Origin of the sequence: Thalassobius vesicularis (genome assembly GCF_004799325.1) — a bacterium.
Lineage (GTDB): Bacteria > Pseudomonadota > Alphaproteobacteria > Rhodobacterales > Rhodobacteraceae > Thalassobius > Thalassobius vesicularis.
Map to the genome: position 1 here is coordinate 249,956 of NZ_SSMD01000002.1, position 22,186 is coordinate 272,141.

Sequence of the window (22,186 nt, forward strand, 5' to 3'; positions counted from 1 at the left end):
TATATGTTCACCGATAGGAGGCCCCATGATCGCGCGACTACTACTTGGAATCGCTTTGGTTTTCGCTGTCCCCGCCGCGGCGCAGGACACGGCTGAACCGCCCGCCCTTGCCGTGCTGGACAGTGCCCAGATCACGCCCGAGGAATTTCTCTGGACGGCGCGGCCCATCGTCGTGTTCGCCGACAGCCCTGCCGATCCCCGCTTTGCCGAGCAGCTGCGCTTTCTGGAAACCGACGCCACCGGCCTGATCGCCCGCGACGTGGTGATCGTGGTGGACACGGTGCCCAGCCCCAAATCGGCCTGGAGAGACGCGCTGCGCCCGCGCGGCTTTGCGCTGGTGCTGATCGACAAGGACGGCCAGGTGAAACTGCGCAAACCCGCCCCCTGGACGGTGCGCGAGATCACCCGCTCGATCGACAAGTGGCCCACCCGGCAGCAGGAAATCCGCGAAACGCTGGGCAAGGAATGATCGCGCCACATCGCCCGCGCCGATCCCCCGAAGGGGACCGGGCCGGGCATGTGATATGGCGCGACCCAGGTCATCCGATCACTCGAATTCCATGATCACTTCGTCGACCGCCAGGCTGGCGCCCGGGGCGGCGTTGATCTTGGACACGATGCCCTTCTTCTCGGCGCGCAGGATGTTTTCCATCTTCATCGCCTCGATGGTGCACAGGGCCTGGCCTTCTTGCACTTCTTCGCCTTCCTCGACGTTGATCTTTACCACCTGACCCGGCATCGGGCACAGCAGCAGCTTCGAGGTGTCGGGCGGCAGTTTCTCCGGCATCAGCTTGGCCAGTTCAGCCTGACGCGGGGTGCGCACATGCACCTTCAGGTCCGCGCCACGGCTGCGGATGCGGAACCCGCCCGAGATTTTGCCGACCTTCAGAACCAGACCGTCGGTGCCTTCGATCGCGATCTGCGCCAGGCTGTCGCCCGGGGTCCAGTCGCTGGCGACACGCAGCGCGCTGCCGTCGTCAAAGGTCACGGTCGACCCGTCGTGATCCGCCTTGATGGTCACCGGATAATCCTGCCCCTGCAGCGACACGACCCACTCGGTGCCGACGCGGCGCTCGTGGTTGTCCATGCGGCCCGACACGCGGGTGCGGCGGATTTCGGCAACCCGGTGCATCGCCGCAGCCGAGGCCGCGATCTTGCGCAGGGTGTCCTCGGGCAGGGTGACGCCCTCGAAGCCCTCGGGATATTCCTCGGCGATGAACGCCGTGGTCATGTCGCCCGAGACGAATTTCGGGTGGTCCATCACGGCCGCCAGGAACGGCAGGTTGTGACCGATGCCTTCGACCTCAAAGCTGTCCAGCGCGACGCGCATCGCTTCGATCGCTTCGGCGCGGGTCGGGGCCCAGGTGCACAGCTTGGCGATCATCGGGTCGTAGTACATGCTGATCTCGCCACCGTCATAGACGCCGGTGTCGTTACGCACGGCGGTCGCACCCGACGGTGCCTCGCCCTGCCACTTGCCGTTGACCAGCAGCGGACCGGCGGCCACTTCGGCCGGCGGGTTGTACTTGGTCAGACGACCGATCGAGGGCAGGAAGCCGCGATACGGGTCTTCTGCGTACAGACGGTTTTCAATCGCCCAGCCGGTCAGTTTCACATCGTCCTGGGTGATGCTCAGCGGCTCGCCATTGGCGACGCGGATCATCTGCTCCACCAGATCGACGCCGGTGATCAGCTCGGTGACCGGGTGTTCCACCTGCAGACGGGTGTTCATTTCCAGGAAGTAGAAGTTCTTGGCCCCGTCGACGATGAATTCCACGGTGCCGGCGCTGGCATAGCCCACGGCCTTGGCCAGTGCGACAGCCTGTTCGCCCATCGCCTTGCGGGTGGCTTCGTCCAGGAAGGGGCTCGGTGCCTCTTCGACGACCTTCTGGTTCCGGCGCTGGATCGAGCATTCACGCTCGCCCAGGTACACGCCGTTGCCGTGGGTGTCGCACAGCACCTGAATTTCGATGTGGCGCGGCTGCGTCACGAATTTCTCGATGAAAATGCGGTCATCGCCAAAGCTGTTCGCAGCTTCGTTCTTGGACGACTGGAAACCCTCGCGCGCTTCGGTGTCGTTCCATGCGATCCGCATGCCCTTACCGCCGCCGCCGGCCGACGCCTTGATCATCACCGGATAGCCGATCTCGTTCGAGATCTTCACCGCCTCGTCCGCGTCCGCGATCAGGCCCATGTAGCCCGGAACCGTCGAAACGCCCGCTTCCTGAGCGATCTTCTTCGAGGTGATCTTGTCGCCCATCGCCTCGATCGCGCCCACCGGCGGGCCGACGAAGATGACGTTCTCGGCGGCCAGCGCCTCGGCGAACTTGCTGTTTTCCGACAGGAAGCCATAGCCCGGGTGCACGGCCTGCGCGCCGGTCTTGCGGATCGCGTCCATGACCTTGTCGATCACGATATAGGACTGGTTGGCGGGCGGCGGGCCGATATGCACGGCCTCGTCGGCCATCTGCACGTGCAGCGCCTGCTTGTCCGCATCCGAGTAGATGGCCACCGTCTGGATACCCATCTTCCGGGCGGTCTTGATCACCCGGCAGGCGATCTCGCCCCGGTTCGCAATCAGGATCTTATTGAACATTTCTCGTCCCTTCCGGTCTTGGCCGCGGGCCCACGCCCCCGGCAATGGCAACAAAAAACCCACCCCGGCCCGCGGCCGGAATGGGTTTCGCAGTCAGATCCGGCGCAGCGGCCGGCACGTCACGCTCAGCAGCGCGACGGGTATTGGTTGCGACGGGCGATGTGCTCCGCCCTGCCCGGATTCCTGTAGCGGAATCAGGCAAAAAAACGGGCGGGCGGCTTATCTGCAAGCCACGCCGCCCTACAGGGGAAGGGTAACGGTAAAGACATTGCGTCCCGGCCTGCTCATCCCAGGCCGCCACTACGGTTTTCACGCTGGCGCAGGACGCGGCCCGTGCCAAGCACGCAAATGCGCCGTCAGCGGCATAAGCCGCTTCCTGCTCAAATCGCGTTGCCTTGCGCAAAAACATGCCGATCACCAATCCTCGTCTTCTTCGTCGTCGAATTCGTCGTCCCAGTCGTCTTCCTCGGCCCAGGGTTCATCCTCCTGGAACGCCTCGGGGAACGAGGCCCGCGCCACCGGTTCGTTGATGACCAGCATCGACTCATAGCTCTTGGGGTCAAACGGGTCGTCAACGGCGACGACCTCGCGCCCGAACAGCCAGCTCAGGCGCCCGGCATCCAGGTTGCCCCGCTCGAACGGCTCGGTGCCGAAATATTCCCAAAGCGCGGACATGAAGGCCAGATCGGCCCGCCGGTCCACGGCCTTGCGGTCGCGATAGCGTTCGCGCTTGATCAGCGGCGTCACGCCCTTGGGGTTGGCGCGGCGAATGACGAACTGGAAATCTGTCCCGGGCATCCGTCCGGGGAATCCACGGTGCTTCAGCATGAAAAGCCTCCTCGATTGGCGTGGCGATCACCCTGAATGAACGAAGCAGCGGCGAAGGGCAACATCAGAACCCCTCCCACTTGCATTGGGCGTTCTCGATCTGGAACGCCTCGAAGAACTGCACGACCGACGGGTCGGATTCCCCGAACTCCAGCGGCTTGGACGCCAGCGAGATCACGACCTGCCCCACGTCCTGCTGTTCGCGCGCAAGATACGGCAGCGCATAGCCCGTGCACAGCGCAGCAAAGTCCTCCTCGACGCGGGCAAAAGCCACGCCCTCGGCCAGCGCCGGCGCAACAAAACGGAACCGCCCTACGCGCAGGCCATCGGGCTGCGTATCGACGAAAAATTCCTGCAATTTCAGATGCAAACCCGAGGGCACGGCGGGGGCCTCCTCTTGCCCCGCAGCCGTGGCCGCGTTTACCAAAAGGCATCCCCATAGCGCGGCAAATACCGGATTCGTTCTACCCATAGCAGAATCCCCCAGCATACGCCACCCACCGGATACGATTATTCCGATCCGACAGCACTTCGCGCAACTTTTCTTCGGCCTTCGCCTTTGGGAAAGCCCCATCAACCTGACCGCCCGCCGTCACGCGCAGCGTCTCGCCCACAGGCTCGACCCGCACCGCCGGGGAAAACCCGCGCAGCCCCTGCAAGGCGCGCCACATGTCCTGACGCACCTGCCGAGCCAGACGGTGCCGCCCGCAACGCGGCATCTCGGCCTCGACCGCCAGATCGAAGCGCACAGGCAGGCGCCGCGCCAAAACCAGCGCGCCGTCCTCGTCCTGAAAATGCCACGTCGACCGGCTCACGTCCGCCCTCTCCCGCCCGCGCCTCCGCGCCTGGCTTCTTTCTGATCCAAATACTCCCGGGGGGTGTGGGGGGCCGGCAGCCCCCCACTGCACCATCCGCCTTACAGCGGGATGTTGTCGTGCTTCTTCCAGGGGTTCTTCAGCGACTTGCCCCGCAGCGAGGCAAACGCACGGCTTACCCGGCGACGGGTCGAGTGCGGCATGATCACCTCGTCGATAAAGCCCCGCTCTGCCGCCACGAAGGGGTTGGCGAAACGGTCTTCATAGTCCTTGGTGTGCTGCGCGATCTTCTCGGCATCGCCCAGGTCGCCACGATGGATGATCTCGGTGGCGCCCTTGGCACCCATCACCGCGATTTCCGCCGTCGGCCAGGCATAGTTGAAGTCGCCACGCAGGTGCTTGGACGCCATCACGTCATAGGCCCCGCCGTATGCTTTCCGGGTGATCACGGTCACTTTGGGAACGGTCGCTTCGCCATAGGCGAACAGCAGCTTCGCGCCGTGCTTGATGACGCCGCCGTATTCCTGGCTGGTTCCCGGCAGGAAGCCCGGAACGTCGACCAGCGTCAGGATCGGGATCTCGAACGCATCGCAGAAGCGCACGAAACGCGCGGCCTTGCGCGAGCTGTCGATGTCCAGACAGCCGGCCAGCACCATCGGCTGGTTCGCCACGACACCCACGGTCTGGCCTTCCATGCGGATGAAGCCGGTGATGATGTTCTTGGCGTAATCCTGCTGGATTTCGTAGAAATCACCCTCGTCCGCGATCTTCAGGATCAGTTCCTTCATATCGTAGGGGGTGTTGGCGTTTTCGGGGATCAGCGTGTCCAGCGACGCCTCGACGCGGCCGGGCTCGTCAAAGAACGGGCGCACGGGCGGCTTCTGGCGGTTGTTCAGCGGCAGGAAGTCGACCAGGCGGCGGACTTCGGCCAGCGCCTCGACGTCGTTCTCAAACGCGCCATCCGCGACCGAGGATTTCTTGGTGTGGGTGCATGCGCCCCCCAGTTCCTCGGCGGTCACGACTTCGTTCGTCACGGTTTTCACGACGTCCGGGCCGGTCACGAACATGTACGAACTGTCCTTCACCATGAAGATGAAGTCGGTCATCGCGGGCGAATACACGGCGCCACCGGCGCACGGGCCCATGATCACCGAAATCTGCGGCACCACGCCCGAGGCCATGATGTTGCGCTGGAACACTTCGGCATAGCCAGCCAGCGAGGCAACGCCTTCCTGGATTCGAGCACCACCCGAGTCGTTCAGACCAATCACAGGCGCGCCGTTCTGCATCGCCATGTCCATGATCTTGCAGATTTTCTGGGCGTGGGTTTCCGACAGCGAGCCGCCGAACACGGTGAAATCCTGGCTGAACACATAGACCATGCGGCCGTTGATCGTGCCCCAGCCGGTCACGACACCGTCACCTGCAGGCTTTTGTTTTTCCATACCAAAATCGGTGCAGCGGTGCGACACGAACATGTCGAACTCTTCGAACGAGCCCTCGTCCAGCAGCAATTCGATGCGTTCACGCGCGGTCAGCTTGCCTTTGGCGTGCTGGCTGTCGATGCGCTTTTGTCCTCCGCCCAGACGGGCGTTGGCGCGGCGGCCTTCCAGTTCCTGGAGGATATCTTTCATGGCATTCCCCTTCTGAATTGCCACGGGTATAAGGCGAGTACTGCGAAGCTCAAAGCAGATTTCGGCAAATTTGCAAAGATTTGGCAACGCAATGTTGGATAACTGCAAATGTGCGAATTACCGTTACGTCAAAACCCATGCTGCAGCGCCAAGAGTGGACAAGCTGTCGCACCAGCCCTACCCATTCGCATATGAACAAAAAACCCGCCGCCCGCTATTTGAACCGGGCCACCCCACCCCATCTGTCGACCCTGATCCTGCTGGCGGGAATCTCGGCGCTGGCGATGAACATGTTCCTGCCGTCGCTGCCGGGCATGGCGCAGTATTTCCAGGTCGATTACGCTTTCATGCAGCTGTCCGTGGCACTGTATCTGGGCGTGAACGGGGTGATGCAGATCTTTGTGGGGCCGCTGTCTGACAAGTACGGCCGCCGCCCGGTGATCCTGACTGGCGTGGCGATCTTCTGTCTGGCGACGCTGGGCTGCCTGCTGTCGACCTCGGGCGTGATGTTCATGGTGTTCCGCATGATCCAGGCTGTGATCGCGGTGGCGATGGTGCTGTCGCGCGCGGTGGTCCGGGACATGGTGCCGCCCGATCAGGCGGCCTCGATGATGGGCTACGTGACCATGGGCATGTCGCTGGTGCCGATGCTGGGCCCCGCCGCGGGCGGGTATCTTGAGCATCACTTCGGCTGGCACGCCACCTTCGTCGCCCTTCTGGGGCTGGGCATCCTGCTGTTCCTGCTGGTCTGGTTCGATCTGGGCGAGACCGCCACGAAGTCCGGCAACACCATCCTCCAGCAGTTCCGCGAATACCCCGAGCTGCTGAAATCCCCGCGGTTCTGGGGCTATTGCATGGCGTCTGCCTTTGGCTCGGGCGCGTTCTTTGCCTATCTGGGCGGCGCGCCCTTTGTCGGCCTGACGGTCTACGGCCTGACCCCGGACGAGCTGGGCCTCTACTTCGCCGCCCCCGGCATCGGCTATTTCCTCGGCAATTTCATCTCGGGGCGCTACTCGGCCCGCATCGGGATCAACCGTATGGTCATGACCGGCGCGCTGATCGTTGCCGCCGGCCTGGTGCTGTCGCTGGCCATCCACCTTGGCGGAGCGGGCTCGGCCCTCAGCTTTTTCGGCTGCATGGTCTTTGTCGGCCTTGGCAACGGCATGACCATCCCCAACGCCACCGCCGGGATGCTGTCGGTGCGTCCGCACCTGGCGGGCACTGCCTCGGGGCTGGGGGGCACGATGATGATCGGCGGCGGTGCCGCGCTCTCGGCCATTGCTGGCGCGATGCTGCAACCCGGCTCGACCGCGCTGCCGCTGCTGTCGCTGATGATGGCGACGGCGGTTCTGTCCGTCATCTCGATCCTGCTGGTGATCCGGCGCGAGGCAAAGCTGGGTCTGTGACCCGCTTCGCCCTTGCCGCCGCAAATTTGCAAAGATAGGTTGCCTGAAAACCTGTTTGCAAAAATTCCTCCGATGGCCACGCAGAAACTTTATGCCGGCGCGAAACTGCGCGAAACCCGCACCCGACTGGGCCTGACGCAAAAGGAATTCGCGTCCAAACTGGGCGTTTCGCTGCCCTATCTGAACCAGATGGAGAATAACAACCGCCCCGTCAGCACCACCGTCGTGCTGTCGCTGGCGCAAGAATTCGGCTTTGACGTGACCGAGCTCAGCACCGGCGATTCCGAACGTCTGGTCTCGGACATGCGCGAGGCGATGGCCGACCCCGTTTTTGCCGATGCCGCCCCGCCGCTGGCCGATCTGCGCCTGACCGCCTCGAATGCGCCCGCGCTGGCCCGCGCCTTTCTGGACCTGCACCGCGCCTACCGGCAGACCCACGAACGCCTTGCCTCGCTGGACGAGGCCCTGGGCCGCGAAGACAGCCGCACCCAGCCCTCGCCCTGGGACGAGGTGCGCGACTTCTTCCACTATTGCGACAACTACATCGACGCCGTCGACCGCGCGGCCGAGCATTTCGCCCAAGGTGCGGGCGAGGCCGGCATCCGCCAGCATGCCCTGCACACCCTGCGCGCCGCCGGCATCAGCGTCCAGCTGGCCGAAACCGCCCCCACCCGCCATTTCGACCGCGACAAGCGCACGCTGACCATCTCCAGCCACGCCTCGCCGCAAACGCAGACCTTTCAGCTGCTGCTGCAGATCGCCCTGCTGCATCAGGACAAACTGCTCGAGGCGACGCTGGACCTCGCCCGCTTCCAGTCCGAGGAAGCCCGCGCCATCGCCAAGATCGGTCTGGCCAACTACTTCGCCGGGGCCGCGCAAATGCCCTATGGCCGCTTCCTCAAGGCCGCGCAGGACACCCGCCACGATCTAGAGCTTCTGGCCCACCGCTTCGGCGCGTCCATCGAACAGGTCGCCCACCGCCTGTCGACCCTGCAACGGCCCAGCTCCAAGGGCATCCCGTTCTTCTTCGTCCGCGTCGATCAGGCCGGCACCATCACCAAGCGCCACTCGGCCACCCGCCTGCAATTCGCCCGCTTCGGCGGTGCCTGCCCGCTGTGGAACGTGCACCAGGCCTTTGAAACCCCCGGCCGTTTCCTGCGCCAACTGGCCGAAACCCCGGACGGCGTGCGCTATATCAGCCTCGCCCGCGACGTCTCGAAACCCGGCGGCAGCTTCGGCGCGCCCGTGCGCCGTTTCGCCATCTCGCTGGGCTGCGAGGTCCGCCACGCCGCCGATCTGGTCTATGCCGACGATCTGGACGTCTCGAACCCGCGCGCCTACGAACCCATCGGCATCTCCTGCCGCATCTGTGAACGCAAGCAGTGCCACCAGCGCTCCGTCCCGCCGCTGGAGCGCCGCCTGACCATCGACACCGACGAACGCGGTGTGCTGCCCTACCGGGTCGACTGATGCGCCGCCTGCTGTTCCGCCTGACCCTGCTGGTCGCGCTGTGCGCAGGCGTCATCGCCGCCGCCTCGCAGGCGGAACGCTGGCTGTTCTATCCGTTCGACCCCAGCCACGAGACTCCGAAACAGGCCGGCCTGCCGATGGCCGAGACCTTTCTGCCCACGCCCGACGGCGAAACCCTGGTGATCTGGACCGCCGACGCCAAGCCGGGCAAGCCCACGATCCTGTATTTCCACGGCAACGCGGGCAATCTGGCCGACCGCACCGGCCGCTTCCAGCGCTTCCTGAAACGCGGCTACGGCCTGATCGCCCCCGCCTATCGCGGCTCGTCGGGCAGCACCGGCACCCCGTCCGAGGCGACACTGACCGCCGACGCCCGCCTCGTCTACGACCACCTCGCCCCGCGCAACACCGTGATCTACGGCGAAAGCCTGGGCACCGCCGTCGCGATCTCGCTCACCGCTGGCCTGACAGACAAACCCCTCGGCCTCCTGCTCGAGGCCCCCTTCACCTCGATCCCCGATCTGGCACAGGTCCACTACCCGCAACTGGCCTCATACGCCGATAAGCTGGCCAACCAGTGGCCCTCGCTGACCCGCGCCGCGCAGCTCAGCCTGCCGCTCTTCATCTGGCACGGCAGCCAGGATACGCTGATCCCGCAAACCCAAGGCCGTGAAATCCTCGCCGCCGCCCCCGGCCCGCGCAAAGTCTTCCTCTCGGTCAAGGGCGCGGGCCACACCGACATCTGGCGCGCCGACAGCCTGCCCGCGCTCTGGCGCTTCCTCGACGGCCTGCTATGAAATGCGAAAGCCGCCCCAAAGGGCGGCTTTGCATTTCACTGTCCCAATCGGATCAGGCCGACAGCAGACCCCAGATCTCATCCTTCAGGGTCGCCCGACGCTTGCGCAGATCGGTTTCAGCCAGCGCCTCCATCGGCTCCACGTTGGTTTCGGCCCGGTGCACGGCCCGGTTCACCTCGTGATACTCCTCCGCCAGCTTGGCGAAATGGGCGTTGCTCTGCTTCAGCTCGCTGATCTTCGCGGCCTGGCCGGGGAATTCATCGTGCAGTTCGTGGGGGGTGTTCGACATCGCGCGTCCTCCGAGTCTTGTTGTTTGCGCTCAACCCTACCGCCGCGTATCGCGCCCCACATTGACACGGATCAACCCTGCCGCCCCTTGCTTCTTTCTGATCGAAAATACTCCGGGGTGAGGCCGCAGGCCGAGGGGCAGCGCCCCTATCTCTGCGCCCCCTGCCAATCGGGATTCATCCACGGCTCCAGCGCCTCCGCCGCCAAGGGCTCGCGCCCCAGCAACAGGTCCGAAACCTTCTCCCCCACCATGATCGAGGGCGCGTTCAGATTGCCATTCGTAATCCGCGGGAAGATCGAGCTGTCGGCCACCCGCAGCCCCTCGACCCCGATCACCCGCGCCTCAGGGTCCACCACCGCGCCCGGATCATCGGCCGCGCCCATCCGGCACGTTCCGCAGGGGTGATACGCACTCTCTGCATGCTCGCGCAGGAAGCCGTCCAGTTCGTCATCGCTCTGCAACCCCGCCCCCGGCTGGATCTCATGCTTCACATAGGGCGCGAACGCCTCCTGCCCGAACAGCTCCCGCGTCAGCCGGATGCACTGCCGGAAATCGCGCCAGTCGCTCTCCTCGCTCATATAGTTGAACCGGATCACCGGCGCCGCCTTGGCATCACCCGAGCGCAGCGTCACCGACCCGCGCGAGGCACTCCGCATCGGCCCCACATGCGCCTGGAACCCGTGCCCCTCGGCCGCCGCCTTGCCATCGTAACGCACCGCGATCGGGATGAAGTGATACTGGATATCCGGATAATCGACCCCCGCCGCCGACCGAATGAACCCGGCGCTCTCAAACTGGTTCGACGCCCCCAGACCCGTCCCCGTGAACAGCCACTGCGCCCCGATCAACGCCTTGCCCCACAGGTTCCAATACTTGTACAGCGTCACCGGCTGGGCCGAGGCCATCTGCATGTAAATCTCCAGATGGTCCTGCAGATTCGCGCCCACACCGGGCCGATCCGCAATGACATCAATCCCATGCTCCGCCAGATGTTTGCCCGGCCCGATCCCCGACAGCATCAACAGTTTCGGAGAATTAATCGACGACGCCGCCAACACCACCTCGCGCCGCGCCCGGATCACCTCGACCTTGCCGCCGCGCTCAACCTCGACACCGACCGCACGGCCGCCTTCGATGACCACCCGCCGCGCCAGCGCGCGCACCACATCCACGCCAAACTTCTTCCGCGCAGGCTTCAGATACGCATTCGCCGCCGACCAGCGCCGCCCGCGATACACGGTCTGCTCCATCGGGCCAAAGCCCTCCTGCTGCTGACCGTTATAGTCGTCCGTCACCGGATACCCGGCCTGCCGCCCGGCCTCGACAAAGGCATGGAACAGCGGGTTTTTCCGGGGCCCACGCGTCACATGCAGCGGCCCCTCGGTCCCGCGATAGTCGGACGCACCGCCATGCCACGTCTCCATCCGCTTGAAATACGGCAGCACATGCCGATAGCCCCAGCCAGCCGCGCCGACCTCTTCCCAATGGTCGAAATCCCGCGCATGCCCGCGCACGAACACCATCCCGTTGATGCTGGACGACCCGCCAATCACCTTGCCGCGCGGGGTGGCCAACCGTCGCCCGCCCAGATGCGGCTCCGGCTCCGACTGAAAGCCCCAGTCATAAATCCCCATGTTCATCGGATAGGACAAGGCCGCTGGCATCTGGATGAACGGCCCCGCATCGGTGCCGCCATACTCGATCACCAGCACCTTCGCACCAGCCTCGCCCAAACGATAAGCCATCGCGCAGCCCGCGCTGCCCGCGCCCACGATCACGAAATCCGCTTCCATCACGTCGCTCCGTCATAGGCCCAGCCCCCGCGCCTCTCGGGACGGGGGTGGGCGGGTGGGCCGGCCCGAGAGGCGCGGCCCCACAGGGGGTTCAGAACGGCGCCTCCACTCGGCCCATCCGCACGAAAACCGATTTTCGTTGCGAATAGTGCTCGATCGCCGCTTTCGAGTTTTCGCGCCCCACGCCCGAGGCCTTCACGCCCCCGAACGGCACCTCCACAGGCGCGTCATTATAAGAGTTGATGAAGCAGGTCCCGGCCCGGAACCCCGCCACCATCCGATGCGCCCGCGCCAGATCGCGCGTGAACACGCCCGCCGCCAGCCCGTATTCCGTGTCATTCGCGCGGGCCAACACCTCGGCCTCATCGTCGAAATCCAGCACGCACATCACGGGGCCGAAAATCTCTTCGCGGGCGATGATCATGTCATCCGAGACATCCGCAAACACCGTCGGCTCGATGAAAAACCCATTACCCGCCAAACGCTTGCCGCCCGCCACCAGCCGCGCGCCTTCCTCGACGCCCTTGGCGATGTATCGCTCGACAATCCCCAACTGCCCCTCGGACACCATCGGCCCAAAGCTCGTCGCCTCGTCCAGCGGGTCGCCGATCTGGGCACCCTCCAGCCGCTCGGCCAGACGCGCCAGAAACGCCTCTTTAATGCCCTTCTGCACGAACACCCGCGTGCCGTTCGAGCACACCTGCCCCGAGGAATAGAAATTCCCCAGAATCGCCCCGCCCACGGCATCGTCCAGATCCGCGTCGTCGAAAATCACCAGCGGGGATTTCCCGCCCAGCTCCATCGTGACGTGCTTCATGCCCTCGGCCGCCGCCGCATAAACCTTGCGCCCCGTCGGCACCGATCCGGTCAGCGAGACCTTATCCACCCGCGCGTCCGTCACCAGCGACTTGCCAACCTCGCCCGCGCCCTGAATCACGTTATAAAGACCCGCCGGCAGGCCGGCCTCATGCAGGATCTCGGCGATTTTCAGCGCACAGAGCGGGGTGGTTTCAGACGGTTTGAACACCATCGCATTGCCACAGGCCAGCGCAGGCGCGGCCTTCCAGCAGGCGATCTGGGTCGGGTAGTTCCACGCCCCGATGCCCACGCAAACGCCCAACGCCTCTCGCACCGTGTAGGCCCAGTTGCCGTTGCCCAGCGGGATATGCTCGCCCGTCAGGGTCGCGGCCATGCCACCGAAATATTCCAGCGCATCCGCGCCAGAGGAGGCATCGGCCACCAGCGTTTCCTGCAGCGGTTTGCCGGTGTCATAGGTTTCCAGAATCGACAGATCGTGATTGCGCTCGCGGATCATATCAGCGGCCCGGCGCAGGATGCGCCCGCGCTCGGCTCCGCTTGTCGCGGCCCAAGCGGCCTGAGCAGCGCGCGCCGCAGTCAGGGCCTGTTCGACGATCGCCGGGGTGGCCATGTGCAGGGTCGCGATTTGCTCGCCCGTGGCCGGGTAGATCACCGGCAGCGGCGTTCCGGCGGTGTCTTCGACATAGCGGCCGTTGATGAAATGGCTGGAGGTGGGTTGGGTCGGATAGGGCATTTTATCGAGTATTTTCATCAGAAAGAAGCAGAAAGGGCAGTGTTGGATGGCTTTGGCAGGCAACCCAAGGCCAGATGGATCGCCGCCTCGGCGTCCTGTTCGCCCTGCCCCAGGGATTGGCGCAGATAGGCGCCGTCGATCAACGCGGCCAGACGTTCGGCCATGTCGGGGGCTTGCGCGCCGTAGGCGGGGCGCAGGGCGTGGCGCAGGTTCGCGCGCAGGCGTTTCTGGTAGATGATCAGCAGGCGGCGCGCCTCGTCCGAGCTTTGCGCCAGCACGTAGAAGTTCAGCCAGGCGGCCACGACCTCGCGCCGGAAATTGGTATGACTGAAGGAGGAACGCACGATCGCCTCGACCCGCTCGGACGGGCTGCGCGCCATCAGCAGGGCGCCGCGCACTTCGCCGCCATAGACCGACAAGGTGTGCCGCATCGCCGCCAGAAAAATCTGTTCCTTGCCGCCGAAGTAATGATGCGCCAGCGCGCTGGACATGCCCGCGCGTTTCGCGATCTGGCTGACGGTGACGTCCAGAGACCCCGCTTTGCCGATCTCGTCGATTGTCGCTTTTATCAGCGAGGCCCGGCGTATAGGCTCCATTCCCAGCTTCGGCATGACAAACTCCTTGCCTTGTTAAGCTAGATGACTTTTAATTGACTCGTCAATCAAGAAAAACCGGGAGGTCCCAATGACCATGAAAACTACTCTGTCCGCTCTGGCCCTGCTGGCCGCCGCGCCGGCTTTTGCCGATTGCGGCAAGGTCACCTTCTCGGATGTGGGCTGGACCGACATCACTGCCACCACCGCCGCGACCACCGTCGTGCTGCAGGCGCTGGGCTATGACACCGACATCAAGGTCCTGTCCGTGCCCGTGACCTATACCTCGCTGGCCGGTGGCGACGTCGACATCTTCTTGGGCAACTGGATGCCCACGATGGAGGCCGACATTGCCCCCTACCGCGACGCCAAGACCGTCGACACCGTCAAGGCTAACCTCTACGGCGCGAAATATACCCTCGCCGTGAACAAGGCCGCCGCCGATCTGGGGATCAAGGATTTCGCCGACATCGCCGCCCACAAGGACGCGCTCGAAGGCAAGATCTACGGCATCGAGCCGGGCAATGACGGCAACCGCCTGATCATGGACATGATCAAGGACAACGCCTTTGGCCTGACCGGGTTCGAGGTCGTGGAAAGCTCGGAACAGGGGATGCTGGCACAGGTCGCCCGTGCGGATCGCAAGGGCGAGCCGGTGATCTTCCTCGGCTGGGAACCCCACCCGATGAACGCCAACTTCCAGATGTCCTACCTGACCGGCGGCGACGACTGGTTCGGCCCGGATCTGGGCGGCGCCACCGTCTACACCAACACCCGCGCGGGCTATGTCACCGAATGCGCCAATGTCGGCAAGCTGCTGACCAACCTCGAGTTCTCGCTGGCGATGGAGAACGAGATCATGGGCGCGATCCTGAACGACGGCACCGATCCCGACAAGGCAGCCGCCGCTTGGCTGAAAGCCAACCCCGACGCGCTGGGTCCCTGGCTGGACGGCGTGACCACGATGGATGGCGGCGACGCCATGGCCGCCGTGAAATCGGCGCTCGGCCTGTAAGACTGGGTCGGCCTCCACACGCTCCCTCCCCCCGGCCACGGGGGGAGGACAGGCGGGGGGCCGAGGCATCGTGACAGGGCGCAGCCCTGACCTTTAGGGAACGCCCCGCCATGACGCTGACCTCGCTCATGCTTTTCGTGCCGGCCTGTTTTGCGCTGAATGCGGCGCCCGGGCCGAACAACCTGCTGTCCTTCTCGAACGCCTCACGGTTGGGCTTTACGCGCGCCGTTGCGGGCAGCGTCGGCCGCCTGCCCGCCTTTGCCGCGATGATCGCGCTGGTCGGCTTGGGCATGGGGATGCTGCTGGCCGCGTCCGAGGCCGCCTTCACCGTCGTCGCATATGCCGGTGCCGCCTATCTGGCCTATGTCGGCTGGAAGCTCTGGCGCACCCCTGCGCCTGACGCAGCCGCCCCCGTCGCGCCGCGTGATGCGCGTTTGCGGGCGCTGGCCCGGCAGGATTTCCTGATCGCCATCGGCAATCCCAAGGCGATCGCGATCTTCACGGCCTTCCTGCCGCAATTCGTCGATTTCAACGCGCCCGTCGCCGGGCAATTCGTCGAACTCGGCCTGTGGTTCCTCGCGCTCGAGCTGTTGGCCGCCGCGCTCTATTCGGGGTTGGGTTGGGCGATGTCCTCCGTGTTGACGCCGCTGCGGCTGCACCTGCTGAACCGCGGCGTCGGCGGGTTCCTGATCGCCTCGGGCCTGGCATTGGTGCTGTCGCCACGCGGCTGAACGTGGCTCCGGAAACGACGTACGTTTTTCGGAGAGAATCTTACAATCCGGGCGGTTACGCGTCCGTTAACGCCCCGCGCTGCGGGTGAACAGAGACGGAAAAATGGACTGGATCACAGAGACAAAAATCCCCGTCGGCAAGCTTGCCGCAAAGATCTTCGACTGGTTCCAACTGCATGGGGCTTTGTTCTTCGACAACCTCTCTGACGCGTTGGAGAACCTGATCGAGGCGATCCTCTGGGTGCTTCAGACACCCCATCCACTTGTAATCATTGCGATATTCGCGGGCCTGACCTGGCTGCTGCAGCGCAACTGGAAACCGGCGGCGACCGTGGCGGTCGGGTTTCTGTTCATCCTCAACCAGGATTATTGGGAGGAAACGACCGAGTCGCTGACCCTCGTGCTCTCCTCTTGCGTGGTGTGCATGGGTCTGGGCGTCCCCATCGGCATCGCCACCGCCCACCGCCCCAAACTCTACCAAGCCATGCGTCCCGTGCTGGACCTGATGCAAACCTTGCCGACTTTCGTCTATCTTATTCCAGCCATTGTGTTTTTTGGCATCGGCATGGTGCCCGGCCTGATCGCTACGGTGATCTTCGTGCTGCCCGCACCGATCCGTTTGACCCATCTGGGCGTGACCTCGACCCCGAAATCTTTGCTCGAAGCGGCGCAGGCGTTTGGCGCGACGCCGCACCAAACCCTGATGAAAGTCGAACTGCCCTACGCCCTGCCCCAGATCATGACCGGCCTGAACCAGACGATCATGCTGTCGCTGTCGATGGTGGTCATTGCGGCCCTCGTCGGCGCCGATGGTTTGGGCGTGCCGGTGGTGCGCGCACTGAACCAGGTGAACACCGCGCTTGGCTTTGAATCCGGCTTCGTGATCGTGGTGCTGGCCATCCTTCTCGACCGTATGCTGCGTGTGGAGCGTGACAAATGACTCATGTAACCTCTTCCTCTCAAACCGCTGGAATCGCAGTGAAATTCGACAATGTGTCGATCGTTTTCGGCGACCATCCCGACCAGGCGCTGCCCCTGATGGACCAGGGTCAGACCCGGGCGCAGGTACAGTCGGAAACCGGTCAGGTGCTGGGCGTCCACAACTGCTCACTCGAGGTGAAAGAGGGTGAAATCCTCGTGCTGATGGGCCTGTCGGGCTCGGGCAAATCGACCCTTCTGCGCGCGGTCAACGGCCTCAACCCGGTGGTGCGCGGGGCGACCTGGGTGTGCGACGGGAACGCGCTGGTCAACGTCTCGGACGCGGACAAGGCCACCCTGCGGCGCATCCGGATGCACCGCGTTGCGATGGTATTCCAACAATTCGGCCTGCTGCCCTGGCGTTCCGTCCGCGAAAACGTCGGCCTGGGCCTGGAACTGGCCGGCATGGCCAAGGCCGAGCGCAACGACCGCGTCAACGCCCAACTAGAGCTGGTCGGCCTGGCCAACTGGGCCGATCGCCGCGTCGGAGAGCTGTCGGGCGGCATGCAACAACGCGTCGGCCTGGCCCGCGCCTTTGCAACCGAGGCTCCGATCCTGCTGATGGACGAACCGTTCTCGGCGCTCGACCCGCTGATCCGCGCGCACCTTCAAGACGAATTGCTAGAGCTGCAAAAGTCCCTCAAACGCACCATCATCTTCGTCAGCCACGACCTGGACGAAGCCTTTAAGATCGGCAATCGCATCGCCATCATGGAGGGAGGCCGGATCGTCCAATGCGGCACCCCGCAAGAGATCTTTACCGCGCCGGCAACCGACTATGTGGCTGATTTCGTTGCACATATGAACCCGCTTGGGGTTCTCTGCGCACGGGATGTGATGCAACAGGGCACGGCAGAGGCGACGGTCAACGTGGCCCCGGATGCGCCCGTCAGGGACGTGATGAAGGCCTCGGCCGGTGGGCTGGTCAACGTGGTCGACGGCGACACGGTGCTGGGCCACATCACCCCGGAATCGATCATGGAGAAACTGCTGGACCCGCGCGGCGCGTGATCAGACCTTGGTGGCGATGGCGGGCGGCGTCCGCATCCGGCGCTTCAGCACCGCCTCGCGCCAGGTGATGAAACTGACCGAGCCCAGGATCACGCCCCCGCCGACGACCACCCAAAGGTCCAGCCCTTCGTCGAACACGAAGTAGCCCAGCAAGCAGGCCCAAAGCAGCTGCAGGAACGTAACCGGCTGCGTCACCGTGATGGGCGCCGCCGCAAAGGCCAGCGTCATCGTGTAATGCCCCGCCGTCGCCACGCAGGCCACGGCCGCCAACATGCCCAAGGCATGCCAGCTGGGCGTGACCCAATTCGACAGCGCCATCGGGAATAACCCGATCGTCACGAAAATCGACAGCATGCCGACAACGATGATCGGGCTGGTCTCATCGCTCAGGAGTTTGGCCAGCAGGTACGAGGCGCCAAAAACCACCGCCGCGATCAGCATCGCCACATGGCCGTGGCCGATTTCGCGAAAGCCGGGGCGCAGGATGATGACAGCCCCGACAAGCGCGATCACGACTGCCAGAATACGGCGCAGTGCCAGTTTTTCGCCCAGAAATAAGGCCGCGCCGAGCGTCACGTAGATCGGCGACATGTAGTTCATCGCCGTCACGTCCGCGATCGGAATGCGCGCCATCGCGTAAAACCACAGGGCCACCCCACCGGAATGCGCCAGCCCCCGCAGGGCAAACAGCCCCCACTGGCGGCGCGTCAGTTTGGCTTTCAGGATTGGGCGCAGCATCGGTATGACGAAGATCAGACCGATGGCATAGCGCAGAAACGCCGCCTCAGCCGCCGGGATAACCGGACCCAGGGTTTTCACCAGCGCCGTGACACATACGAACAGCAACCCGGTGACCAGCATCCAGAGGACACCAAGGACGGGGCGGGATTGGGCTTGATCGTTCATATGTGTACTAATTCACGGTTTCTGCGCCGCCGCAAGAGGCTAGAGGATCAGACTGGCCGCAACGCTCCACATCACCAGGCCGACGAACACGTCCAGCACCCTCCAGGCGACCGGACGCCGGAACAGGGGGGCCAGCAGCCGCGCCCCGTAGCCCAGCGAGAAGAAGAACAGAAAGCTTGCCGTCATGGCGCCCAGGGCAAAGGGCAACCGATCCGGATATTGCGACGCGACCGAGCCCAACAGGACGACCGTATCCAGATAGACATGGGGGTTGGCCCAAGTCAGCAGCAGGCACGTCAGCAGCACGCCCTTCAGGCTGGACCGTCCGGTTTCCGCAGCGTCCAGATGCTCGCCCCCCTGCCACGCCGCGCGAAAGCTCCGCGCCCCGTAGACGATCAGAAAGGCCGCGCCGCCCCAACGCATCAGCGGCTCCAGCCAGGGCATCTTGGTCACCAGAATGCCAAAGCCGGATACACCGGCCGCGATCAGGATCGCATCGGACAGCGCACAGGTCAGGCAGACCGCAAAGACATACTCGCGCCGAATGCCCTGCCGCAGAACGAAAGCATTCTGCGCGCCGATCGCCATGATCAGCGACAAGCCGAGTGCGAAGCCTGCAAGGGCAGATTCCATGACGTTCCTCGCCGATCAGACCAACCGGACCCATTCCGGTTGCCTGCATAGACCTAAATGAAACCGATTGCGGCGGCCAGACTGAATCCGGCGATGCGCGGGTTCTGCGTTCAATATCAACCACTTTCAGAGCGAAGCTACGACAGGCGCGCGCTCTCTCGTAGAGATGAGCCGAAAATCCGCAGAGTGAGGCGATGAAGCCCGCATGTAAATTTATCCACAAAACTGTCCACACACTTGGACCTCGTCTGTGGATAAGAACTTCAATATCGGTTTTCGATAAAACTGGCGGCTAGCTTTAACGGAATCTTTGCAAAAAAGGACTCTTTTTCAAAAGCCATTTCTGATGCCAAAACAATGGATGTTGGGGATAACTTTTCGGCCTCTTTTGCCGCATCCAAGGACCGCAAAATCCGATCTGGATGAGCTTCGGCACGAAAGCCTTTGAGTCAAAAAGAAACCGGCCCCGAAGGGCCGGCCAAATCGCGTTGATCCTGTTTGGGGATCAGAGCTGCTCCATCACCTCGTCCGACGCCTCGAAATTCGAGGTGACGCGCTGCACGTCGTCATCGTCTTCCAGGGCATCCAGCAGCTTCATCAGCTTTTGCATGTCTTCCAGACCCAGCTCGGTCGTGGTCTGCGGCTTCCACACCAGCTTGGTCGAGTCCGACTCGCCCAGTTCGGATTCCAGTGCGGTCGAGACCTCGTTCAGGTCGGTGTCGGCGCACCAGATCACATGGCCTTCTTCGGTGCTTTCGACATCCTCGGCGCCCGCTTCGATCGCGGCCATCATCACGGTGTCGGCGTCACCGACCGAAGCCGGATAGCTGATCTCGCCCTTGCGGTCGAACATGAAGCCAACCGAGCCGGTCTCGCCCAGGTTGCCGCCGTGCTTGGTGAACAGCGAGCGCACATTCGAGGCGGTGCGGTTGCGGTTGTCGGTCATCGTCTCGACGATCACCGCAACGCCGTTCGGGCCGTAGCCTTCGTAGCGGATTTCTTCGTAGGCTTCGCCCTCGCCACCGACGGCCTTCTTGATGGCGCGTTCGATGTTGTCCTTGGGCATGGACTGCGACTTGGCTTCCTTGATCGCTAGGCGCAGGCGCGGGTTCTTGTCGGGGTCGGGATCACCCATCTTTGCGGCGACGGTGATCTCTTTCGAGAATTTCGAGAACAGCTTCGAGCGAGCGGCGTCCTGCCGGCCCTTGCGATGCTGGATGTTTGCCCATTTTGAGTGGCCGGCCATCGGTGCCTCCCTCATCAGTAAAATTGCGTCGCGCCTCTATATGCCACGGCAGGGAGGGGCCGCAAGGTGGTTGCGTTCGCTTCTGCGCTGCGATTGTCTGGCCGAAAGGAGCCTTTGCCATGACCAATGACCAGATCATCCTGTTTTCCCTGTTCGGCGGCGTCTTTGTCCTGCTTTTGTGGGGGCGCTACCGCTACGACTTGGTGGCGTTCAGCGCGCTGCTTCTGGGCGTGGTGCTGGGGGTGATTCCCGTCAAGGACGCGTTTTCGGGCTTTGGGCATTCGGCCACGCTGGTGGTGGCGCTGGTTCTGATCGTCTCGGCCGGGCTGGTGCGGTCGGGCGCGGTGTTCCTGATCACGCGCACGCTGGTGGACAGCAGCCGCGCCCTGGGCGGGCATATCGCGCTGATGGGCGGGATCGGCGGCGTGCTGTCGGCCTTCATGAACAACGTCGCGGCGCTGGCACTGCTGATGCCGGTGGACATCCAGACCGCCCACAAGGCCGGGCGCAACCCCGGCCTGAGCCTGATGCCGCTGAGCTTTGCCACCATTCTGGGCGGCATGGCCACGTTGATCGGCACCCCCCCCAACATCATCATCGCCGCCATCCGCGAGGAATCGCTGGGCGAGCCGTTTCACATGTTCGACTTTGCCCCCGTGGGCGGTCTGACGGCGGTTGCGGGGCTGATCTTCGTGGCGTTCATCGGCTGGCGGCTGATCCCCAAGCGGGACGACGCCACCGCGCAGGTGGCCGATCTGGGCGCTTATATCGCCGAGTTGACCATTCCCGACGCCTCAAAACTAATCGGCAAACGGGTCGAGGAGCTGTACGAGGAAGCCGAGAAAGCCGACGTCGTCATCATTGGCCTGATCCGCGACGGCAAACGCCGCTATGGCCGCTCGCGCTACAGCACCCTGCAGGCTGGCGACGCACTGGTGCTGGAGGCCGCCCCAGCCGCACTGGACGAGTTCCGCTCGGCCCTGTCGCTGGCCTTTTCCGACGAAAAGCGCGAGGCGCTGCTGAAGGCGGACGGCGAAGGGCTGGACATCATCGAGGCCGTCGTGCCGCAGGAATCCCGTCTGGTCGGCAGCACGGCGCAGGGGATCGGTCTGGCATGGCGTCAGCGCACTGTCCTGTTGGGCATCTCGCGTCAGGGTCAGGCGATCCGCGATCAGGTCCGCAAGACGCAAGTGCTGCCGGGTGACATTCTGTTGCTGCTGGTCCCGCGCGGTGCCGCCGCCGACGTGCTGGACTGGCTGGGCGTCCTGCCGCTGGCCGAGCGCGGGCTGACCGTGACCGAGAACTCCAAAACCTGGCTGGCCATCGGCCTGTTCGCGGGCGCCGTTCTGGCCGCCAGCATCGGCCTGATCTACCTGCCCATCGCCCTTGGCCTTGTGGTCGTGGCCTACGTGCTGACCCGCATCATGCCGCTGGAGGAGCTCTACGATCATATCGAATGGCCGGTCGTCGTCCTTCTGGGCTCGATGATTCCGCTGGGGGCGGCGCTGGAGACGTCAGGCGGCACGCAATTGATCGCGGGCGCGCTGGTGGACCTGACCGCAGGGATGCCCGCATGGGCCATCCTGACCGTGCTGATGGTGGTGACGATGACGCTGTCGGATGTGCTGAACAACACCGCCACGGCCATTGTCGCGGCCCCCATCGGCATCACGATGGCGCAACAGCTGGGCGTCAGCCCCGATCCGTTCCTGATGGCGGTGGCGATTGCCGCGTCCTCGGCCTTTTTGACGCCGATCGGGCACAAGAACAACACGCTGGTGTTGGGCCCCGGCGGCTATCGCTTTGGCGATTACTGGCGCATGGGCCTGCCGTTGGAGCTTCTGGTCGTGGCCGTCTCGATCCCGTTGATCCTGATCTTCTGGCCGCTCTGAT

Annotated in this window: 21 protein-coding genes; 9 read left to right on the forward strand and 12 right to left on the reverse strand. The window is 64.1% G+C overall.

What is annotated here, in order from left to right; translation table 11 throughout:
* Positions 1 to 25: 25 nt before the first annotated feature.
* Positions 26 to 469, forward strand: coding sequence for a DUF4174 domain-containing protein (locus E7681_RS04980; protein ID WP_136338175.1), 444 nt, complete (start codon positions 26 to 28; stop codon positions 467 to 469).
* A gap of 78 nt (positions 470 to 547) precedes the next feature.
* Here the strand turns inward: E7681_RS04980 and E7681_RS04985 are convergent, their stop codons facing one another.
* The 5 genes from E7681_RS04985 to E7681_RS05005 all read right to left on the reverse strand — a co-directional run bounded on the left by E7681_RS04985 (position 548) and on the right by E7681_RS05005 (position 5,873).
* The gene (locus tag E7681_RS04985; RefSeq protein ID WP_136338176.1) at positions 548 to 2,596 is read right to left on the reverse strand and encodes an acetyl-CoA carboxylase biotin carboxylase subunit; all 2,049 of its coding nucleotides are present in this window, start codon (positions 2,594 to 2,596) and stop codon (positions 548 to 550) included.
* Positions 2,597 to 3,010: 414 nt separating this feature from the next.
* On the reverse strand, positions 3,011 to 3,424 hold the full coding sequence (locus E7681_RS04990) for a hypothetical protein (protein WP_136338177.1): 414 nt from the start codon (positions 3,422 to 3,424) through the stop codon (positions 3,011 to 3,013).
* A gap of 64 nt (positions 3,425 to 3,488) precedes the next feature.
* Complete coding sequence (locus tag E7681_RS04995; protein WP_246032405.1) at positions 3,489 to 3,896, reverse strand: DUF6497 family protein; 408 nt, start codon at positions 3,894 to 3,896, stop codon at positions 3,489 to 3,491.
* Positions 3,889 to 4,239 (reverse strand): hypothetical protein, encoded by a 351-nt coding sequence (locus E7681_RS05000; protein WP_136338178.1) that lies wholly within the window; start codon positions 4,237 to 4,239, stop codon positions 3,889 to 3,891. Before E7681_RS05000 ends, E7681_RS04995 begins: the two co-directional genes overlap by 8 nt.
* A gap of 101 nt (positions 4,240 to 4,340) precedes the next feature.
* Positions 4,341 to 5,873 (reverse strand): acyl-CoA carboxylase subunit beta, encoded by a 1,533-nt coding sequence (locus E7681_RS05005; protein ID WP_136338179.1) that lies wholly within the window; start codon positions 5,871 to 5,873, stop codon positions 4,341 to 4,343.
* A gap of 191 nt (positions 5,874 to 6,064) precedes the next feature.
* Here E7681_RS05005 and E7681_RS05010 point away from each other — a divergent pair, with 191 nt between their 5' ends.
* From E7681_RS05010 to E7681_RS05020, 3 genes are all read left to right on the forward strand, one after another.
* Positions 6,065 to 7,279: a multidrug effflux MFS transporter gene (locus tag E7681_RS05010; protein WP_136338180.1), complete on the forward strand. Its 1,215-nt coding sequence runs from the start codon at positions 6,065 to 6,067 to the stop codon at positions 7,277 to 7,279.
* 72 nt (positions 7,280 to 7,351) lie between these two features.
* On the forward strand, positions 7,352 to 8,749 hold the full coding sequence (locus E7681_RS05015) for a helix-turn-helix domain-containing protein (protein WP_136338181.1): 1,398 nt from the start codon (positions 7,352 to 7,354) through the stop codon (positions 8,747 to 8,749).
* Entirely contained in the window at positions 8,749 to 9,546 is a 798-nt protein-coding gene (locus E7681_RS05020; protein WP_136338182.1) for an alpha/beta hydrolase, read from the forward strand. The genes E7681_RS05015 and E7681_RS05020 overlap by 1 nt, the downstream gene beginning before the upstream one ends.
* Positions 9,547 to 9,598: 52 nt before the next feature.
* On the opposite strand, the gene E7681_RS05025 is transcribed toward E7681_RS05020, so the two are convergent.
* From E7681_RS05025 to betI, 4 genes are all read right to left on the reverse strand, one after another.
* Positions 9,599 to 9,835, reverse strand: a complete 237-nt coding sequence (locus E7681_RS05025) for an HP1242/YdcH family protein (protein ID WP_136338183.1) — start codon at positions 9,833 to 9,835, stop codon at positions 9,599 to 9,601.
* A gap of 146 nt (positions 9,836 to 9,981) precedes the next feature.
* Positions 9,982 to 11,628 (reverse strand): choline dehydrogenase, encoded by a 1,647-nt coding sequence (gene betA, locus E7681_RS05030; protein ID WP_136338184.1) that lies wholly within the window; start codon positions 11,626 to 11,628, stop codon positions 9,982 to 9,984.
* Positions 11,629 to 11,719: 91 nt separating this feature from the next.
* The gene (gene betB / locus E7681_RS05035) at positions 11,720 to 13,180 is read right to left on the reverse strand and encodes a betaine-aldehyde dehydrogenase (protein WP_136338458.1); all 1,461 of its coding nucleotides are present in this window, start codon (positions 13,178 to 13,180) and stop codon (positions 11,720 to 11,722) included.
* A 17-nt stretch (positions 13,181 to 13,197) separates the two neighbouring features.
* On the reverse strand, positions 13,198 to 13,791 hold the full coding sequence (gene betI / locus E7681_RS05040) for a choline-binding transcriptional repressor BetI (protein ID WP_136338185.1): 594 nt from the start codon (positions 13,789 to 13,791) through the stop codon (positions 13,198 to 13,200).
* A 73-nt stretch (positions 13,792 to 13,864) separates the two neighbouring features.
* On the opposite strand from betI, the gene E7681_RS05045 reads away from it, so the two are divergent.
* The 4 genes from E7681_RS05045 (at position 13,865) to choV (ending at position 17,508) form a co-directional block, all read left to right on the forward strand.
* Positions 13,865 to 14,788, forward strand: coding sequence for a choline ABC transporter substrate-binding protein (locus E7681_RS05045; RefSeq protein WP_136338186.1), 924 nt, complete (start codon positions 13,865 to 13,867; stop codon positions 14,786 to 14,788).
* A gap of 110 nt (positions 14,789 to 14,898) precedes the next feature.
* Positions 14,899 to 15,519 carry a LysE family translocator gene (locus E7681_RS05050; RefSeq protein ID WP_136338187.1) on the forward strand — a complete coding sequence of 207 codons (621 nt, stop codon included), beginning with the start codon at positions 14,899 to 14,901 and terminating at the stop codon, positions 15,517 to 15,519.
* Positions 15,520 to 15,622: 103 nt separating this feature from the next.
* Complete coding sequence (gene choW / locus E7681_RS05055) at positions 15,623 to 16,459, forward strand: choline ABC transporter permease subunit (RefSeq protein ID WP_136338188.1); 837 nt, start codon at positions 15,623 to 15,625, stop codon at positions 16,457 to 16,459.
* Positions 16,456 to 17,508, forward strand: coding sequence for a choline ABC transporter ATP-binding protein (gene choV / locus E7681_RS05060; protein ID WP_136338189.1), 1,053 nt, complete (start codon positions 16,456 to 16,458; stop codon positions 17,506 to 17,508). The genes choW and choV overlap by 4 nt, the downstream gene beginning before the upstream one ends.
* On the opposite strand, the gene E7681_RS05065 is transcribed toward choV, so the two are convergent.
* The 3 genes from E7681_RS05065 to E7681_RS05075 all read right to left on the reverse strand — a co-directional run bounded on the left by E7681_RS05065 (position 17,509) and on the right by E7681_RS05075 (position 20,293).
* Positions 17,509 to 18,414, reverse strand: coding sequence for a DMT family transporter (locus tag E7681_RS05065; RefSeq protein WP_136338190.1), 906 nt, complete (start codon positions 18,412 to 18,414; stop codon positions 17,509 to 17,511). It lies immediately after the preceding gene.
* 39 nt (positions 18,415 to 18,453) lie between these two features.
* Positions 18,454 to 19,047, reverse strand: a complete 594-nt coding sequence (locus E7681_RS05070) for a LysE/ArgO family amino acid transporter (RefSeq protein WP_136338191.1) — start codon at positions 19,045 to 19,047, stop codon at positions 18,454 to 18,456.
* Between the two features lie 505 nt (positions 19,048 to 19,552).
* Positions 19,553 to 20,293, reverse strand: coding sequence for a YebC/PmpR family DNA-binding transcriptional regulator (locus tag E7681_RS05075; protein ID WP_136338192.1), 741 nt, complete (start codon positions 20,291 to 20,293; stop codon positions 19,553 to 19,555).
* Between the two features lie 119 nt (positions 20,294 to 20,412).
* Between E7681_RS05075 and E7681_RS05080 the strand changes: the two genes are divergently transcribed.
* Positions 20,413 to 22,185: an SLC13 family permease gene (locus E7681_RS05080; protein WP_136338193.1), complete on the forward strand. Its 1,773-nt coding sequence runs from the start codon at positions 20,413 to 20,415 to the stop codon at positions 22,183 to 22,185.
* The last annotated feature ends 1 nt before the right edge of the window (position 22,186 follow it).

Coding starts and splice junctions, on each gene's coding strand:
- E7681_RS04980 (WP_136338175.1), top strand. CDS start 26: ATGATCGCGCGACTACTACTTGGAATCGCTTTGGTTTTCGCTGTCCCC.
- E7681_RS04985 (WP_136338176.1), bottom strand. CDS start 2,596: ATGTTCAATAAGATCCTGATTGCGAACCGGGGCGAGATCGCCTGCCGG.
- E7681_RS04990 (WP_136338177.1), bottom strand. CDS start 3,424: ATGCTGAAGCACCGTGGATTCCCCGGACGGATGCCCGGGACAGATTTC.
- E7681_RS04995 (WP_246032405.1), bottom strand. CDS start 3,896: ATGGGTAGAACGAATCCGGTATTTGCCGCGCTATGGGGATGCCTTTTG.
- E7681_RS05005 (WP_136338179.1), bottom strand. CDS start 5,873: ATGAAAGATATCCTCCAGGAACTGGAAGGCCGCCGCGCCAACGCCCGT.
- E7681_RS05010 (WP_136338180.1), top strand. CDS start 6,065: ATGAACAAAAAACCCGCCGCCCGCTATTTGAACCGGGCCACCCCACCC.
- E7681_RS05015 (WP_136338181.1), top strand. CDS start 7,352: ATGGCCACGCAGAAACTTTATGCCGGCGCGAAACTGCGCGAAACCCGC.
- E7681_RS05020 (WP_136338182.1), top strand. CDS start 8,749: ATGCGCCGCCTGCTGTTCCGCCTGACCCTGCTGGTCGCGCTGTGCGCA.
- E7681_RS05025 (WP_136338183.1), bottom strand. CDS start 9,835: ATGTCGAACACCCCCCACGAACTGCACGATGAATTCCCCGGCCAGGCC.
- betA (WP_136338184.1), bottom strand. CDS start 11,628: ATGGAAGCGGATTTCGTGATCGTGGGCGCGGGCAGCGCGGGCTGCGCG.
- betB (WP_136338458.1), bottom strand. CDS start 13,180: ATGCCCTATCCGACCCAACCCACCTCCAGCCATTTCATCAACGGCCGC.
- betI (WP_136338185.1), bottom strand. CDS start 13,791: ATGCCGAAGCTGGGAATGGAGCCTATACGCCGGGCCTCGCTGATAAAA.
- E7681_RS05045 (WP_136338186.1), top strand. CDS start 13,865: ATGACCATGAAAACTACTCTGTCCGCTCTGGCCCTGCTGGCCGCCGCG.
- E7681_RS05050 (WP_136338187.1), top strand. CDS start 14,899: ATGACGCTGACCTCGCTCATGCTTTTCGTGCCGGCCTGTTTTGCGCTG.
- choW (WP_136338188.1), top strand. CDS start 15,623: ATGGACTGGATCACAGAGACAAAAATCCCCGTCGGCAAGCTTGCCGCA.
- choV (WP_136338189.1), top strand. CDS start 16,456: ATGACTCATGTAACCTCTTCCTCTCAAACCGCTGGAATCGCAGTGAAA.
- E7681_RS05065 (WP_136338190.1), bottom strand. CDS start 18,414: ATGAACGATCAAGCCCAATCCCGCCCCGTCCTTGGTGTCCTCTGGATG.
- E7681_RS05070 (WP_136338191.1), bottom strand. CDS start 19,047: ATGGAATCTGCCCTTGCAGGCTTCGCACTCGGCTTGTCGCTGATCATG.
- E7681_RS05075 (WP_136338192.1), bottom strand. CDS start 20,293: ATGGCCGGCCACTCAAAATGGGCAAACATCCAGCATCGCAAGGGCCGG.
- E7681_RS05080 (WP_136338193.1), top strand. CDS start 20,413: ATGACCAATGACCAGATCATCCTGTTTTCCCTGTTCGGCGGCGTCTTT.